Raw genomic sequence first — 15,237 nt, 5'->3', positions numbered from 1 at the left:
TCCCGGCCGGACCTCAGCCGGCCGTGACGAGCCCCGCCAGCCGGCCCGCGATGATCTGCTCGGCCTCGGTGACGATGCGCTCGATCAGCTCCGCGCAGGTCGGGACGTCGCGGATGATCCCCTGCACCATCCCGACCGACCAGATGCCGGCGTCGAGGTCTCCGGTCTCGTAGACCGTCGCCCCGCGGCTGCCCGCGACGAGGTGGCGGATGTCCTCGAACCGGGCACCGGCGGCGAGCTTCTCCACCACCTCCCGGGAGACCGCGTTGGCCGCGACCCGAGCGGTGTTGCGCAGCTCGCGGAAGATGAGGGTGGTGTCGCGCTCGCCGGCCTCGACGATGCGGGCCTTCACCGCGTCGTGCACCCCCGACTCCTGCGTACACAGGAAGCGGGTGCCCATGTTGACCCCGTCCGCGCCGAGCGCCAGCGCCGCGACCAGACCGCGGGCGTCGGAGATGCCGCCCGAGGCGATGAACGGGATCTCCAGGACGTCGGCCGCGGCGGGCAGCAGGACCAGCCCGGGGACGTCGTCCTCGCCGGGGTGGCCGGCACACTCGAAGCCGTCGATGGACAGCGCGTCCACCCCCAGGTCCTGCGCCTTCACCGCGTGCCGGACCGAGGTGCACTTGTGGACGACGACGATCCCCGCGTCGTGCAGCGGCCCGAGGTGGTCCACCGGGTTCGCCCCGGCGGTCTCCACGACCGGGACGCCCTCCTCGATGATCACTTGCCGGTACGCGGCGTAGGGCGGGGCGTCGATCGTCGGCAGGATCGTCAGGTTGACGCCGAACGGGGCGTCGGTCAGCTCCCGGCAGCGCCGGATCTCCGCACGCAGGTCCTCCGGGGTCGGCTGGGTCAGCGCGGTCAGGAACCCGAGCCCACCCGCCTCGGCGACGGCGGCGACGAGCGGCGCCCGGCCCACCCACTGCATGCCTCCCTGCACGACGGGGTGACGCACCCCGACGAGTTCGGTGAACCGTGTCCGCATCGACGTCTCCTTCGACTCGCCACCCGGGGCCCGTTGCCCCCCGTAGGTAGTTAATCTAGGTTAGAAACATAAGGCGTCACAGGCGACACCGGAGGGATCACATGGACGTTCAGGGACTGCGCTGCCTGGTCACGGGCACCGCGTCGGGCATCGGTGACGCTGTCACGCGCCAGCTGGTCGAGGGCGGCGCCTCCGTCGTCAGCCTCGACCGCAACAAGCCCTCCGCGGAGGTGGAGCAGCACGTCGAGGTCGACCTCGCCGACGCCGCGAGCATCGACTCGGCGCTGGCGCAGATCGAGGGCACCTTCGACGTCCTCGCCAACGTCGCGGGCATCCCCGGCACCGCGCCCGCCGACCTGGTCTTCCGGGTCAACTTCCTCGGCATGCGGCACCTGACCGAGGCCGTGTTCGAGCGGATGAACCCGGGCGGCTCGATCGTCGTGGTCTCCTCGACGGCCGGGTTCGGCTGGCCGGCCCGCCTGGAGACCCTGCGCGAGGTGCTCGCCACCGAGTCGATGGACGAGGGCGCGGCCTGGTTCGCCGAGCACCCGCAGCAGGGCAACGCCTACAACTTCTCCAAGGAGGCCGCGACCGTCTACTGCTTGGCCATGGGCGGCGCGGTACGGGAGATGAACGAGCTGCGGATCAACGCCGTGCTCCCGGGCCCGGTGGAGACCCCGATCCTCGCCGACTTCGAGGAGAGCATGGGCAAGGACACCCTCGACGGGGTCAAGGCGTTCCTCGGGCGGCACGCGACCGTCGACGACATCGCACCCGCCGTGGTGTTCCTGGCCTCGCGCGGCTCGCGCTGGCTCAACGGCTCGACGATCACCGCCGACGGCGGCATCACCGGCGCCGTCGCCGCCGGGCTGGTCCCGGCCCCCGAGATCTGAGCCCGGGCCGGCCGGTGGGCGCCTCGGAGGCGGTGCCCACCGGCCGGTGGCGGTCGTCCGGTGTCGTCAGGGCCCGGCGGGGACCGCGTCGCGGTCGACCCGCGCCGTGAACCGGGTGATCAGCGACGAGACCAGGGCCGGGGCGTCGGCCATCGGCACGTGTCCCACCCCCGGCACCCGGACCAGCTGCGCGCCGCGGACGGCCTCGACCATCGGACGGCCGTAGCGCGGGAAGGGCAGGATCCGGTCCCGTTCCCCCCAGGCGATCATCACCGGGCCCTCCGGCGTGAACGGGGCGAGCCCACCCGAGTCCGGGGCCCCGGCGAGCAGGTCGGCCAGCACCGCGCAGCCCGCCAGGTCCTCGACCAGCTCCCCGACGTCGGCCTGCGACAGCACCTCCGGGTGCTCGGAGACCGCCCGCAGCAGCAGGCGGCGCACCGCACGCGGCCGCAGCACCGCACCCGTGCCCGGCAGCCGCCCGATCCGCCCGCCGACGCGGAACAGCCGCAGCAGCCGGTCGAGGTCCGCCGGTGTCGCCCACGCCCCGGCCGGGGACAGCGCGACGACCGACCGCGACCGGCCGCGGCGGGCCAGCTCCAGCGCGACCCACCCGCCGAGCGAGTTGCCCACCAGGTGGGCCCGGTCGATGCCGGCCTCGTCCAGCGCGACCTCGACGGCGTCGACGATCGCGGGCACCACCTTCTCGGGGGCCACCGACAGCACCGGTCCGCCGTGGTGCCCCGCCAGCGTGGGCGCGACGACGTGGTGGCGGCGCTCCAGCGCCGGCAGGACCGGCCGCCAGGCCCGCCACGACGACGTCGCGCCGTGCAGCAGGACCATCGGCGTGCCGGCCCCGCCGACGTGCACGGGCTCGACGGGGATCCGGGTCAGAAGAACCTCCGCAGCAGGGCCATCTTCCGGTCGGTGTAGGGCGGGTACATCAGCGACGGGTCCGGCTTGGCCGGCTTGTCCAGCACCGCCTTGCGGTGGCTGAACGCGTGGAAGCCCCACTCCCCGTGGTAGGCGCCCATCCCGCTGTTGCCCACACCGCCGAAGGGCAGCTGCGGGACGAGGCAGTGCATGGCCAGGTGGTTGACCACCACGCCGCCCGAGCTCGTCCCGGTGAGCACCCGCTCCTTGACCGCCTTGGACCCGGTGAACAGGTACAGGCCCAGCGGCTTCGGGCGGTCGTTGACGAAGCGCAGCGCCTCGTCGACGGAGCGCACGGTGAGCACCGGCAGGATCGGGCCGAAGATCTCGTCGGCCATCACCGCCGAGTCCGGCGACGGGTCGACCAGCACGGTCGGCTCGATCGCGTGCGAGGCCGCGTCGGTGCCACCGCCGAGCGCGACGGTCCCGCCGTGGTCGTCGAGCAGGCCCGCGATCCGGGCGAACTGCCGGTCGTCGACGATCGGCTGGGTGGCGGGCTCCCCGGCGCGGAACTCCCGCACGGTCGCGACGATCCCCGCCACCAGGCGGTCCCGCACCGACTCCTCGACCAGCACGTAGTCCGGTGCGATGCAGGTCTGGCCGGAGTTCAGCAGCTTCACCCAGGCGATCCGGCGGGCCGCGACGTCGATGTCGGCATCGGCGGTCACGATCACCGGGCTCTTGCCGCCCAGCTCCAGCACCACCGGCGTCAGATGCTCGGCCGCGGCGGCCATCACCTTCTTGCCGATCCCCGGACCGCCGGTGAAGAACGCCAGGTCCAGGCCTTGGGCGAGCAGGGCCTGGGTGACCGCGGCGTCACCCTCCAGCACGGCGACCGCGTCCGGGTCCAGGTACTCCGGGATCAGCCGGGCCATCAGCGCGGAGGTGGCCGGGGCGTGCTCGGACGGCTTGACCACCGCGGTGTTGCCGGCCGCGACCGCGGCCACCAGCGGGCCGAGCGTCAGGTAGACCGGGTAGTTCCACGGCCCGATGACCAGCACCGTGCCCAGCGGCTCGTACTGGTAGAAGCCGCGGCCGGGCAGCATGGACAGCGGCAGCGACGTGCGTCGCCGGCGCATCCAGCGCTTGAGGTGCTTGCGGGCGTAGGCGGCCTCGTCCGCGGTGGAGGCGATGTCGCCGAGCCAGGCGTAGGGCGCGGGGCGGCCCAGGTCCTGCGCGAGCGCGGCGGCGATGTCCGACTCGCGCTCGGCGACCAGGCGCTCGATGCCGTGCAGCTGGCGGCGCCGCCAGGCGAGCGGCCGGGTCCGGCCGGAGTCGAAGGTCCGGCGCAGGCGGGCGACGGTGGCCGCGGCGTCCGAGGCCTCCGTGGCGTCCGTGGCCTCGGGGGACGTGCTGTCGGTGACGGTCACGGCCGCCTCACCCGACCGGGTTCGTGCCGACGACGGCACCGTCGAGGTCGACGATCTCGGCGAACCGGTCACCGACCTGGTCGATGGTCGGGACCTCCGCGAAGGTCACGCCCTTGCTGCGGAACTGCGCGACGCGGTGCACCTCGCCGCCACCGACGACCAGGACGCTGCCGGTCTCGGTGCACTCGTCGGTCAGCAGGTAGCCGACGACCGGGGCGACGTGCGCCGGGTCGAGCTTCGCGAGCACCTCCGGCGGCGCGATGTCGGAGGTCATCCGGGTCGCCGCCATCGGCGCGATCGCGTTCGCGGTGATGCCGCGCTTGCGGCCCTCGATGGCCAGGGTGTTGATGAGCCCGATCAGCCCGCCCTTGGCGGCGCCGTAGTTGGCCTGCCCGAAGTTGCCGTAGATCCCCGACGTCGAGGTGGCGACGACGACCCGGCCGTGGCCCTGCTCGCGCAGGTGCGGCCAGGCCGCGTGGATCACGTGGTAGGCGCCGTAGAGGTGCACGCGCTGCACGGCGTCCCAGTCGTCGTCGGTCATCGAGTGGAACGACCTGTCCCGCAGGATGCCGGCGTTCGCCACGACGCCGTCGATGCGGCCGTATGCCTCCAGCGCGGTCGTGACGACCGCGGCGCCGCCCTCGGACGTGGCCACGCTGTCGTGGTTCGCCGTGGCCTCGCCACCCTCGGCCCGGATCTCGGCGACGACGGCGTCCGCGGCGCTCGATCCGCTGCCGCTGCCGTCCCGCGACCCACCGAGGTCGTTGACGACGACCTTCGCGCCCGCCCGCGCCAGCACCAGCGCGTACTCGCGGCCCAGGCCGTTGCCCGCCCCGGTGATCGCGACGACGCGTCCCTCGACTCCTGCCATGCCTGCCGAACTCCTTCGTAGTGGGGGTGGACGGCCGCGTCAGCGGCCGGTGAACCGGGGCCGGCGCCGTTCGAGCACGGCGGCGAGCCCCTCGCGGGCGTCCGCGGTGCCGGACAGCTCGGAGACCGTGCGGGCCTCCTCCGGCAGCTGGGCCTCGACCCGGGCGCCGAGCCCGGACCAGACCAGCCGCTTGACGGCACCGAGCGCACGCGGCGCGCCGGCGGCCAGGGTGCGGGCGACGGCGAGCGCCTCGTCGTGCAGCGCGTCGTCGGCGACCACCCGGGTGATCAGCCCGATCTCGACGGCCTCGGCGGCGGTCAGCGTGGGGTTGAGCAGCAGGATCTCCATCGCCTTGCGCAGCCCGACGAGCTGGGGCAGCGTCACCGACGAGCCCGCGTCGGGTGCCATGGCGACCCGCGCGGCGCCCGACATGAACTTCGCCGACTCCCCGGCGAGCACGATGTCGGAGGCGCACACCAGGCCCAGTCCCCCGCCGCCCGCGGCGAACCCGTGCACCGCCGTGACGACCGGGACGGGCAGCGCCAGCAGGGCCTGCGCGACGTTCTGCAGCCAGGCGGTGGCCTCGCGCAGGTAGTCCGGGAGCGCCTCGCCCTTGGCGGCGAAGGTCTTCACGTCACCGCCGGCGCAGAAGTGCGGGCCCTCGCCGGTCAGCAGGAGCACCCGCAGGCCGGCCTGCCCGGTGGCGGTCATGACGGCGTCGTAGAGCGCGCGCAGGAACGGCACGTTCATGCCGTTGGCGGCCTCGGGGCGGTTGAGTCGCAGCCGGCCGACGCCGTCCTCGTCGAGGTCGAACAGGACCAGCTGGTCGGTGACGGTCACGTGCGTGTCCTTCCGGTGAAGCGGCCGATGCCCGCACCGGCCCGTTCCCCGTCCAGGTGGGCGAGGGTGGCGGCGGTCTCGGCGGACAGGCCGTCGCTCAGCGGGCCGTCCAGCCCGCCGCGTACGAGCTGCTTGATCCGGGCCAGCGCGCCGGGGTCCTTGCCGAGCAGGTTGGCGACGGTGTTCTCGACGAGGGCCTCGAACCCGTCGGCCGGGGCGCAGGCGTAGGCGATCCCCCAGTCGACGGCGTCACGGCCCGAGAGCCGGTCGCCGAGCAGGATGTGCCCGAGCGCGCGTGGGGTCCCCACGATGCGGGGCAGCCGCTGCGACCCGCCACCGCCGGGGATCATGCCGAAGTTGGCGTGGTTGTCGGCGAGCACTGCGTCCTCGCGGACGAGCGCGATGTCGACGGACTGGACCAGCTCGAAGCCGCCGGCCATCGCGTAGCCCTCCACCGCGGCGACGACCGGGACCGGCAGGTCCGCGATCAGCTGGCACGCACCGACGAAGGTCTCGAACAGCGGTCGCAGCGCCTCCGGGCCGTCCTCGCGCAGCCGGGAGACCTCGTGGAAGTCCCCGCCCGCGCAGAAGTGCCCGCCCGCCCCCCGCACCACGACGACGTCGGCCTCGGCCGCGGCCGCCACCAGCGCCGCGTGCAGGGCGCCGGCCAGCGCGACGGTGATCGCGTTGCGGGCCCGCGGCCGGTTCAGCGTCAGGTGGGCGACGCGCCCGTCGGCGCGCTCCTCGATCCGGGACAGGACCGGTGCGGTGTCCGGGCCGGTGCCGGGGTCGGTGCCGAGGTCGGGGCTCACGCGTCCTCCCGCCACCGGTCGGCCGACGGGTCGAGGAGCTTGTGCAGGTGTCCCTCGGGCAGCCACACCAGCGTCTCCAGCTCCAGCGCGTCGAGGTAGCGGACCCGGCCGGTGCGCAGGTCCTCGATGCGCAGCCGCCGGCTGTTCGCCTCGTCGTCGATGCGGACGGCGACCTCGGCGAACTCGTTGCCGACGATATCGGGACGGATCTTCATCAGACCAGGAACGCCAGCGTCGCGATCGCGCGGGCGTTGTCCACCAGCGCGACCTTCTTGTAGGACATCGCGAGCTCCCCGTCGACCACGCGCAGCCGGTAGGTGTAGCGCCCGGCCCACAGCTGGGTGCCGCGCTCGCGGGACTCGACGAGCACGAAGTTGGCGCCGACCTCGGTGTCCCCGGTCTCGGGCACGGTACCGAGGATCTCCACGTTGGACACGACCCGACGCAGCCGCGACGCAGGCACCTGGGAGTGCCGGCGCCCGGTGCGGTACTGGCGGATCCGGGTGGCGATCCGGTTGCGGTTGTCGTGGATGATCGACATCTGGGTCGTGCGGTCGGCGTCGTCGTCGTTCGCGGGCACCCAGTAGAGGGCGTCCGGGGTCCAGAGCGCCTCCCAGTCCTCATAGCGGTGCTCGTCGGCGTAGCGCGCCTCGCGGTAGAGGAACTGCTCGACGGTGCGCAGGTCGAGCCCGGTGGCCGGCTCGGTGGTGGTCATCGGCCCTCCGTCATCAACCGCCGGTAGTGCGTCCAGAACCCGCGCATACCGGTCTCGTCGGTGGCCCCGCCGACGGTGAGGCCACGCTCGTCGGTGTACTCGCGCTCCGCGCCGCGCCGGATGTCGAGCCACTCCGGGCGCAGCTCGGCGACGCCTGCCTGGTTGCGCTCGTACATCTCGGTGTCGTCGGCGAGCAGCATCCCGGCCGGCCCGACCGACCCGATGCACTGCTGCAGCATCCGCTTGTTCATCTCCGGCGCGCCCTTGAGCTGCACCGCGGTGACGTGCTGGACGGTGAGGTCCGCGGCCAGCGGCTGGATGGTGAACAGCTGGATCTCGGCGATGAACAGGTTCGGGAAGATCATGACGTGGGGTCCGCCCTCGACCAGGATGTCGTGGGCGTCGGACCCGTAGGTCTCCCGCATCCGGGCCGCGTAGCGCGGCACCTTCTCCTCGGTCGTGCCGAACCAGCCCAGCGGGACGCCGAGCCGGCGGAACTCCGGGCGCAGGTCGTTCTCGCTGTGCCCGCCACCGAGGTCGCGGGTCACCGCGGTCGACTTCTCGCCGTAGAGCGCCCCGATCCCGCTCTCCGCGACGCTGAAGATCGAGGCGTGCACGAACTGCGGGTGGTAGCCGTCGGTCTCGTTCTCCGCGAGGAGCTTCCAGTTCGCCTTCGCGCGGTGCTGCAGGAAGCCGGCGGACAGCTCGACCTCCCCGTCCGGGGACAGCCGGACGAGCCGGTCGATCTCGCCCCTGGCCTCGCCGAGGTGCTCGTCGAGGGTGGGGCCGTCGGGGGCGAAGCTGCCGAAGACGAACCCCCGGTAGACCCCGACCCGCGGGACCCGACCGAGGCCGAGGTCCAGCTTCCCGCGGCCGCCGTACCCCTGCGGGAACGGGTAGCCGAGCATCCGGCCGTCGTTGCGGTAGGTCCAGCCGTGGTACGGGCAGCGGAACGAGCTGGAGTTGCCCGACCGCGCCTCACAGACCAGGTTGCCGCGGTGCGCGCACCGGTTGAGCAGCAGGTGCACCTCGCCGTCGGCGGTGCGGGTCATGATGACGTCCTGCGGTCCGATGGACTTGCGGACGTAGTCGTTCGGCTCGGCGATCTCGCTGACGTGGCCGACGTAGACCCAGGTGCGGTACCAGATGCGCTCCAGCTCGTCGGCGAAGATCTCCGGCGAGGTGTAGAGCGACCCGTGCACCTGCCGGGGCCGGATCAGCTCGTCGTACGGCGCCGCCGGTGGGCGCGGGGCGCGCGCGGCACCGGTGGGGGCGCTCGGCATCACGGTCGTTCCTCTCGTGTCTGGCGGATCAGGGGTAGAGCCGGCCGACGCTCTCGATCACGCAGGCGGGCTTCGGCGAGCCCTCGACCTCGATCGTCGAGCGGGTGGTGACCTCCACGAAGCCCTCGCCGCGGCGCACCGAGGCGATCTCGGCGGCGAGCCGGACCTTCGAGCCCACCGGGACCGGCGAGGGGAAACGGACCTTGTTCAGGCCGTAGTTGATCCCCATCCGCACGTCGTCGACGCGGTAGAGCTCGTTCAGCAGCCGGGGCAGCAGCGACAGGGTCAGGAACCCGTGTGCGATGGTCCGGCCGAACGGGCCGGACGCCGCACGCTCGGGGTCGGTGTGGATCCACTGGTGGTCGCCGGTCGCCTCGGCGAACAGGTCGACCTGACGCTGGTCGATCTCGACCCAGTCGGTCGGGCCGAACGACTCGCCCTCGGCGGCGGCCAGGGCGTCGACGCCCGCGAAGACCTTCGTCACCGCTCAGCCCTCGATCCGCAGGGCCTCGGTGGGGCAGGCCCGGCAGGCCTCCTCCAGCTCACCCCGCTGCGAGTCCTCGGCCTGCTCCTGGAGCAGGTTCAGCGAACCGTCGTCGGCGACCTCGAAGAAGTCGGGGGCCAGGGACTCGCAGAGCCCCAGCCCGGTGCACTTGTCGTAGTCGACCACCACGCGCACGAGTGGTACCTCCTTCACGGGTTGAGCGTGCACGGCATCGACTTGACGCCGTCCACGAAGTTGCCGACGAGCTGGACGGGCTCACCGGTACGCAGGTCGGGCACCCGGCGCAGCAGCTCCCCGAACAGCGAGCGCAGCTGGGTGCGGGCGAGCATGTTGCCCATGCAGAAGTGCGGTCCCCCGCCGCCGAAGCCGACGTGCGGGTTCGGGGAACGGGTGACGTCGAAGGTGTAGGGCTCGGTGAAGACCCGCTCGTCGCGGTTGCCCGAGGCGTAGAACATCACGACCCAGTCGCCGGCCCGGATCCGTTGGCCGTGCAGCTCGACGTCCCGGGTGGCGACCCGGCGGAAGGTCATCACCGGGCTGGCCCACCGGACGAACTCGTCGACGGCGGTGTTCAGCGTGCCGTCGGGGTCGGCCTGCAGGATCTTGCGCTGGTCCGGGAAGCGGGTGAGCGCCTCCATCGTGCGGCTGATGGTGTTGCGGGTGGTGTCGTTGCCGGCGACCGACAGCAGGACGAAGAACGCCGCGATCTCCTCCTCCGACAGCCGCTCGCCGTCGACCTCGGCCTGCACCAGCGAGGTCATGAGGTCGTCGCGGGGGTTCTCCCGGCGGTCGTCGGCCAGCTCCAGGCCGATCGTGATGAGGGTGACCAGCGACTGGTTGAGCAGGTCCGCGGGCTCCAGCCCGGCGCGCACGTCGGCGTCGGCCCACGACACCATGCCGTCGGCGGCGTGCGCGGCGTCCTCGCGGCGCTCGACGGGCAGGCCGCACATCTCGTAGATCGTCCACATCGGCAGCCGCCGCGAGACCTGGTCCACGAAGTCGCAGTCCCCGGTGGCGATCAGATCGTCGACGATGCGGCGGGCCTGGTCGGCGATCTGTGCCTCGATCTGCTTCACCCGGCGCGGGGTGAACGCCGCGCTGACCAGACGGCGCAGCTGGGTGTGCCGGGGGGCGTCGGTCGCGAGGAACGAGCTGGCCGCCTCCAGGATGTCGGACGGCACGTCCTCGATCATCACGCCCTGACCGGAGCAGAAGGTCTCCGGGTCCTTGCTGACGGCCGCGATGTCGGCGTGCCGGGTGATCGCCCAGAACCCGGCGTCGTCCTCCTGGGGCAGCATCGAGCCCTCGGCCGGGCGCTGCCAGCTGACCGGCCGCTCGTCGCGCAGCACACGCAGGCGTTCCTCGCGGCCCTCCGGCGTGAGCGACCAGAACTCCAGCGATCCCACCGACACCGGGTCGTAGTCGGGCCGGGTCTGCACCATTGCTCCCCCAGGGACGGTATCGATTCTAACCTCGATTAATCTAGCGGGAAGGACACCACGAGCGCCGACCCGGTGTCAAGACGGCGACGTCGGAGGCGGTCGGGTGTTTAATCCCGCGTCGAAAGACCGGGTGGGACGAGGAGGAGCGGCGATGGATCTGGGACTGCGCGACGCACGGGTGGTCGTCACCGGGGCCGGGGCCAACATCGGGCGCGGCATCGCCCGGGTCCTGGCCCGCGAGGGCGCCAGGGTACTGGTCGTCGACATCGACGGCGAGCAGGCCGGGCGCGTCGCCGGGGAGCTGCCCGGGCTCGGCGCGCCGGAGGCGCTCGCCCTGGCCACCGACCTGACCGCCGAGGGCGCGGGCGCCGCGGTGACCGCCGCCGCCCTGGACGCCTGGGGCGGGGTGGACGTGCTGGTCAACAACGCGGGCTGGAGCAGGCCCGGCTGGTTCGCCGAGCAGACCGACCGCGACCTGTGGCGGCGCACCGTCGAGGTGAACCTGTTCGCCGCGATCGACTGCACCCAGGCCGTCCTGGGACCGATGCGCGAGGCCGGGCGGGGCGCGGTCGTGTTCCTGTCCAGCGACGCCGCCTACGGGGCGGTCCGCCAGGGCATCTACGGCGGCACCAAGGCGGCGCTGATCTCGCTCGCCCGCACCGTGGCCCGGGAGAACGGCCGGTTCGGGATCCGCAGCAACGTCGTCGCGCCGGGCCTGGTCCTGCCACCGGAGGACGAGCAGGTCGGCCCGAGCTCGGTGTGGGCGGGCGGCGCGGACTCGCTGTTCGCCCCCGAGGCCGTCGACGCCATCGTGGCGACCCAGGCGCTGCGCCGGCGCACGACGCCGACCGACGTCGGGAACGCGGTCGCCTGGCTGGCCTCGGAGACGGCCGCGTTCCAGGTCACCGGGCAGGTGGTCGCCGTCGGCGGCGGGTCGTCCATGCCGTGACGTGGGACCCACGTTGACGACACCGACCCACTTTACCTATTCTCGATTAGAAAATACTCCGGGTCACGAGGAGACACGATGCCCAGCTCGCTGATCGTCGCCGACACCGAGGAGCGTGCGGCGCTGCGCGACGCGGTCGCGACCCTGGTCGGCCGCTACGGCCACGACTACTTCATGCGCAAGGCCGCCGCCCACGAGGAGCCGACCGAGCTCTGGAAGGAGCTCGGCGCGGCCGGCTTCCTGGGCGTGCACCTGTCCGAGGCCTACGGCGGGGGCGGCGGCACCATGGCCGACCTGGCCGTCGTCGTCGAGGAGTCCTCGACCCAGGGCGTCCCGCTGCTGATGATGGTCATCTCCCCCGCGATCTGCGGCACCATCATCGACACGCACGGCTCGCACGAGCTCAAGTCGCGCTGGCTGCCCGGCATCGCCGACGGCTCGCTGAAGATGGCCTTCGCCATCACCGAGCCCGACGCCGGGTCCAACAGCCACGAGATCACCACCACCGCCCACCCCGACGGCGACGGCTGGCGGCTCCGCGGCCAGAAGTACTGGACCTCGGGCATCGACGAGGCCGACGCGGTCCTCGTGGTGACCCGCGCGCCCGAGGCGGGACCGAACGGCCGCCACCCACTGTCGCTGTTCGTGGTGCCGACCGACACCGAGGGGCTGACCTGGCAGACGATCCCGGCCGCACTGCAGCAGCCCGAGCACCAGTTCACCGTGTTCTTCGACGACGTCCGGGTGGGCCACGAAGCGCTGATCGGCGAGGAGGGCAACGGCCTGCGCCAGGTGTTCGCCGGGCTCAACCCGGAGCGGATCACCGCGGCCTGCATCTCCAACGGCATCGCCCGCTACGCCCTGGAGAAGGCGTGCGGCTACGCCCGCGACCGGCAGGTGTGGGGCGTGCCGATCGGGTCGCACCAGGGCGTCGCGCACCCGCTGGCCGAGGCCTACATCGGGACCCAGCTCTCGCGGCTGATGGCCTACCGCGCCGCCGAGCTCTACGACGCCGGCGTCGACGCGGCCGAGGCGTCGAACATCGCCAAGTTCGCCGCCGCCGACTCCTCGCTGCGCACCCTGGACCAGGCGATGCAGGCCCACGGCGGGAACGGCATGTCCCTGGAGTACGGCCTGGCCGACCTGTGGTTCGTGGCCCGGATGCTCAAGACCGCACCGGTCAGCCGGGAGATGGTGCTCAACTTCGTCGCCCAGCGCAGCCTGGGCCTGCCGGCGTCCTACTGATCCGATGACCCGTGCCGAGAGCGCCCGCTCCCCCGGGTCCCGCGCCGAGGGCGCGCGGGGTTCGGGGGAGAAGGCGGCGCGGACCCGGCGCCGCATCCTGGACGCGACGGCGTCGCTGCTGGCGACCCGCGGGTACGCGGGGACCCGGCTGTCCGACGTCGCGCGGCTGGCCGGGGTCCGGCCTCCGGCGATCTACTACTACGTCGACTCCCGCGAGGACCTGGTCGAGCAGGTCGTCGTCGCGGGGATGGTGCGCAACCTGGAGCACGTGCGGGCCCGGGTGCAGGAGCTGCCCGCCACGGCGAGCGCGATGGACCGGATCTGCTGCGCCGTCGAGGCCCACCTGCAGGCCGTGCTGCGGATCTCCGACTACACCGTCGCGGCGGTGCGCACCACCGCGCAGCTGCCCCCGCAGGTGCGGGACCGCCAGCTCGCGGAGCAGCAGCGCTACGTGGACTTCTGGCGCGAGCTCGTCGAGGCCGCCCGGGTCTCGGGTGAGCTGCGGCCCGAGCTCGACCCCCGCGCGGCACGGATGCTCGTACTGGGGGCGCTCAACTGGGCGTGCGAGTGGTGGAGCCCCGGGCGTGGCTCCCTGCGGTCGCTGGTCCGAACGGCGCAGACCATCGTCCGGCGGGGCCTGACGGCTCCGACCGGCGGTTGACGTCCGCAGTTTCTTATCTAGATTCGGTTCATCTCGTGACCTGCATCGTCGGAGGCCGTATGAGCACGTCCGTCAGCCCGCAGCCCACCGTGCTCCGGCGCGCCGAATGGCTGGAGGGCCCCGGCCCCGGGTTGCTCGAGAGCACCGTCGGCGGACTGCTGCGCGAGCAGGCCGCCGCCCGCCCGGACACCGTCGCCCTGGTCGCGACCCGGCACGACGGGACACCGGGCCGGTGGACCTACGCCGAGCTGCTCGACGAGGCGAGCCGCGTCGCCGGCACCCTGCACGAGCTCGCCGGACCCGGCGGCCACGTCGCGATCTGGGCGCCGAACATCGCCGAGTGGACGATCGTGCAGTACGCGGCGGGTCTGGCCGGCGTCGTGCTGGTGGCGCTCAACCCGGCCCTGCGCCCCGGGGAGCTCGAGTACGCCCTCACCCTGTCCCGTTCCACCGTGCTGCTGCACGCCGACCGGGTGCGCGACCACGACCTGACCGGCGTCGTCGCCGAGGTCGCCCCCCGAGTGCCGGGACTCGCCCACGTCGTCAGCCTGTCCGACACCGACCGGCTGCACGGGGCCCCGCTCGACGGCGGGTCCCCCGACGCCGCGGACCGCAGCAGCCCGGACGCCCCGGCCATGATGCAGTTCACCTCCGGCACGACCGGCCGCCCCAAGGGGGTGCTGCTGGCGCACCGCTCGCTGCTGAACAACGCGCGGCTGACCATGCACACCGCGCAGGCCCGCGAGGGGGCCGTCGCGGTCGCCCCGCTGCCGACCTTCCACACCGCGGGCTGTGTGATCTCCACCCTCGGCCCGGCGGTGCTCGGCGGCACGATGGTGCTGATCGAGAAGTTCACCCCCGCCGCGGTGCTCGTCGCGATCCGCGCGGAGGGCGCCTCGGTCCTGATGAGCGTGCCGACGGTGCTCGGGGCGGTGCTGCACGAGGCCCGCGGCCGCGACGAGGCCGCGCCGCCGATGGACACCGTCCTGGTCGGTGCCGCGACCGCGCCCGGGACGCTGATCACCGGGGTCCGGGAGACGTTCGGGGCGTTCGTGCACAACCTGTACGGCCAGACCGAGCTCTCCCCCGTGCTGAGCCTGACCCGGCGGTCGGACGGCGAGGACGACCTCGTCCGCTCCGTCGGCCGTCCGCTGCCGCACACCGGGGCCCGGATCGTCGACCCGGCGACCGGCGAGGTGGTCGGCCTCGGCGTCGTCGGCGAGGTCTGCGCCCGCGGCTACAACCAGATGCTCTGCTACTACGACGACCCGGAGGCCACGGCCGCGACCGTCGACGACGAGGGCTGGGTGCACACCGGCGACCTCGGGTCGATGGACGAGCGCGGGATGATCACGCTGACCGGCCGGCTCAAGGAGCTCATCATCCGCGGTGGGGAGAACATCGCCCCGGCCGAGATCGAGGTCGCGCTCGCCGAGCACCCGGCGGTCGCGGCGTCGGCGGTCCTCGGACTGCCCGACCCGACCTGGGGCGAGATCGTCGCCGCGGCCGTGGTGACCCACGAGCCGCAGGCGGCCGGGTTCACCGACGAGCTGGCCGCACACTGCCTCGCCCGGCTCACCCCGTACAAGGTGCCGGTGCGCTGGTTCCTGGTCGACGAGCTGCCGATGACCCCGTCGGGCAAGGTGCAGAAGTTCCTGCTCCGCGACGAGCTGGGCGGCTGAGCCCCGCACCGGACGAGCGGCCGGGTCCCGGGCGGTGCGCCCGGGACCCGG

General features: G+C 73.2%; 17 protein-coding genes. 5 read left to right on the top strand and 12 right to left on the bottom strand.

Annotated elements, in window-relative coordinates:
• Window positions 1-13: 13 nt before the first annotated feature.
• On the bottom strand, window positions 14-988 hold the full coding sequence (locus KPL59_RS07625) for a nitronate monooxygenase family protein (RefSeq protein WP_226360365.1): 975 nt from the start codon (window positions 986-988) through the stop codon (window positions 14-16).
• Window positions 989-1,089: 101 nt separating this feature from the next.
• On the opposite strand from KPL59_RS07625, the gene KPL59_RS07620 reads away from it, so the two are divergent.
• Window positions 1,090-1,881 carry a coniferyl-alcohol dehydrogenase gene (locus KPL59_RS07620; RefSeq protein WP_075310953.1) on the top strand — a complete coding sequence of 264 codons (792 nt, stop codon included), beginning with the start codon at window positions 1,090-1,092 and terminating at the stop codon, window positions 1,879-1,881.
• A gap of 66 nt (window positions 1,882-1,947) precedes the next feature.
• Here the strand turns inward: KPL59_RS07620 and KPL59_RS07615 are convergent, their stop codons facing one another.
• The 11 genes from KPL59_RS07615 to KPL59_RS07565 are packed head-to-tail and all read right to left on the bottom strand — an operon-like array spanning window position 1,948 to window position 10,649.
• Complete coding sequence (locus KPL59_RS07615; RefSeq protein ID WP_226358375.1) at window positions 1,948-2,748, bottom strand: alpha/beta fold hydrolase; 801 nt, start codon at window positions 2,746-2,748, stop codon at window positions 1,948-1,950.
• A 20-nt stretch (window positions 2,749-2,768) separates the two neighbouring features.
• Window positions 2,769-4,181, bottom strand: coding sequence for an aldehyde dehydrogenase family protein (locus KPL59_RS07610; RefSeq protein ID WP_226360364.1), 1,413 nt, complete (start codon window positions 4,179-4,181; stop codon window positions 2,769-2,771).
• A gap of 7 nt (window positions 4,182-4,188) precedes the next feature.
• On the bottom strand, window positions 4,189-5,052 hold the full coding sequence (locus KPL59_RS07605; protein ID WP_020622797.1) for an SDR family NAD(P)-dependent oxidoreductase: 864 nt from the start codon (window positions 5,050-5,052) through the stop codon (window positions 4,189-4,191).
• Window positions 5,053-5,091: 39 nt separating this feature from the next.
• A complete protein-coding gene (locus tag KPL59_RS07600) occupies window positions 5,092-5,892 on the bottom strand; it encodes an enoyl-CoA hydratase/isomerase family protein (RefSeq protein WP_060710854.1) in 801 nt (266 codons plus the stop codon).
• Complete coding sequence (locus KPL59_RS07595; RefSeq protein WP_226360363.1) at window positions 5,889-6,704, bottom strand: enoyl-CoA hydratase/isomerase family protein; 816 nt, start codon at window positions 6,702-6,704, stop codon at window positions 5,889-5,891. The genes KPL59_RS07600 and KPL59_RS07595 overlap by 4 nt, the downstream gene beginning before the upstream one ends.
• On the bottom strand, window positions 6,701-6,919 hold the full coding sequence (locus KPL59_RS07590) for a hypothetical protein (RefSeq protein ID WP_226358378.1): 219 nt from the start codon (window positions 6,917-6,919) through the stop codon (window positions 6,701-6,703). Before KPL59_RS07590 ends, KPL59_RS07595 begins: the two co-directional genes overlap by 4 nt.
• Complete coding sequence (locus KPL59_RS07585; RefSeq protein ID WP_226358379.1) at window positions 6,919-7,419, bottom strand: aromatic-ring-hydroxylating dioxygenase subunit beta; 501 nt, start codon at window positions 7,417-7,419, stop codon at window positions 6,919-6,921. Before KPL59_RS07585 ends, KPL59_RS07590 begins: the two co-directional genes overlap by 1 nt.
• Window positions 7,416-8,702: a Rieske 2Fe-2S domain-containing protein gene (locus tag KPL59_RS07580; RefSeq protein WP_075310945.1), complete on the bottom strand. Its 1,287-nt coding sequence runs from the start codon at window positions 8,700-8,702 to the stop codon at window positions 7,416-7,418. Before KPL59_RS07580 ends, KPL59_RS07585 begins: the two co-directional genes overlap by 4 nt.
• Window positions 8,703-8,730: 28 nt before the next feature.
• A complete protein-coding gene (locus tag KPL59_RS07575) occupies window positions 8,731-9,186 on the bottom strand; it encodes a MaoC family dehydratase (RefSeq protein WP_226358381.1) in 456 nt (151 codons plus the stop codon).
• Window positions 9,187-9,189: 3 nt separating this feature from the next.
• Window positions 9,190-9,399, bottom strand: a complete 210-nt coding sequence (locus tag KPL59_RS07570) for a ferredoxin (RefSeq protein ID WP_308187841.1) — start codon at window positions 9,397-9,399, stop codon at window positions 9,190-9,192.
• Window positions 9,396-10,649, bottom strand: coding sequence for a cytochrome P450 (locus KPL59_RS07565; RefSeq protein WP_226358382.1), 1,254 nt, complete (start codon window positions 10,647-10,649; stop codon window positions 9,396-9,398). Before KPL59_RS07565 ends, KPL59_RS07570 begins: the two co-directional genes overlap by 4 nt.
• A gap of 151 nt (window positions 10,650-10,800) precedes the next feature.
• On the opposite strand from KPL59_RS07565, the gene KPL59_RS07560 reads away from it, so the two are divergent.
• The 4 genes from KPL59_RS07560 (at window position 10,801) to KPL59_RS07545 (ending at window position 15,186) form a co-directional block, all read left to right on the top strand.
• Window positions 10,801-11,598 (top strand): SDR family NAD(P)-dependent oxidoreductase, encoded by a 798-nt coding sequence (locus KPL59_RS07560; protein ID WP_226360362.1) that lies wholly within the window; start codon window positions 10,801-10,803, stop codon window positions 11,596-11,598.
• A gap of 78 nt (window positions 11,599-11,676) precedes the next feature.
• A complete protein-coding gene (locus KPL59_RS07555) occupies window positions 11,677-12,843 on the top strand; it encodes an acyl-CoA dehydrogenase family protein (protein WP_226360361.1) in 1,167 nt (388 codons plus the stop codon).
• Between the two features lie 4 nt (window positions 12,844-12,847).
• Window positions 12,848-13,504 (top strand): TetR/AcrR family transcriptional regulator, encoded by a 657-nt coding sequence (locus tag KPL59_RS07550; RefSeq protein WP_020622786.1) that lies wholly within the window; start codon window positions 12,848-12,850, stop codon window positions 13,502-13,504.
• Window positions 13,505-13,563: 59 nt separating this feature from the next.
• Entirely contained in the window at window positions 13,564-15,186 is a 1,623-nt protein-coding gene (locus KPL59_RS07545) for an AMP-binding protein (protein WP_226360360.1), read from the top strand.
• The last annotated feature ends 51 nt before the right edge of the window (window positions 15,187-15,237 follow it).

The sequence above is a fragment of the Pseudonocardia sp. ICBG1142 genome (genome assembly GCF_020496255.1).
Classification (GTDB): domain Bacteria; phylum Actinomycetota; class Actinomycetes; order Mycobacteriales; family Pseudonocardiaceae; genus Pseudonocardia.
This window is presented reverse-complemented; position numbering and strand designations above follow the sequence as displayed.

Coding starts and splice junctions, on each gene's coding strand:
- KPL59_RS07585 (WP_226358379.1), bottom strand. CDS start 7,419: ATGACCACCACCGAGCCGGCCACCGGGCTCGACCTGCGCACCGTCGAG.
- KPL59_RS07550 (WP_020622786.1), top strand. CDS start 12,848: ATGACCCGTGCCGAGAGCGCCCGCTCCCCCGGGTCCCGCGCCGAGGGC.
- KPL59_RS07605 (WP_020622797.1), bottom strand. CDS start 5,052: ATGGCAGGAGTCGAGGGACGCGTCGTCGCGATCACCGGGGCGGGCAAC.
- KPL59_RS07580 (WP_075310945.1), bottom strand. CDS start 8,702: ATGCCGAGCGCCCCCACCGGTGCCGCGCGCGCCCCGCGCCCACCGGCG.
- KPL59_RS07565 (WP_226358382.1), bottom strand. CDS start 10,649: ATGGTGCAGACCCGGCCCGACTACGACCCGGTGTCGGTGGGATCGCTG.
- KPL59_RS07545 (WP_226360360.1), top strand. CDS start 13,564: ATGAGCACGTCCGTCAGCCCGCAGCCCACCGTGCTCCGGCGCGCCGAA.
- KPL59_RS07590 (WP_226358378.1), bottom strand. CDS start 6,919: ATGAAGATCCGTCCCGATATCGTCGGCAACGAGTTCGCCGAGGTCGCC.
- KPL59_RS07560 (WP_226360362.1), top strand. CDS start 10,801: ATGGATCTGGGACTGCGCGACGCACGGGTGGTCGTCACCGGGGCCGGG.
- KPL59_RS07555 (WP_226360361.1), top strand. CDS start 11,677: ATGCCCAGCTCGCTGATCGTCGCCGACACCGAGGAGCGTGCGGCGCTG.
- KPL59_RS07620 (WP_075310953.1), top strand. CDS start 1,090: ATGGACGTTCAGGGACTGCGCTGCCTGGTCACGGGCACCGCGTCGGGC.
- KPL59_RS07625 (WP_226360365.1), bottom strand. CDS start 988: ATGCGGACACGGTTCACCGAACTCGTCGGGGTGCGTCACCCCGTCGTG.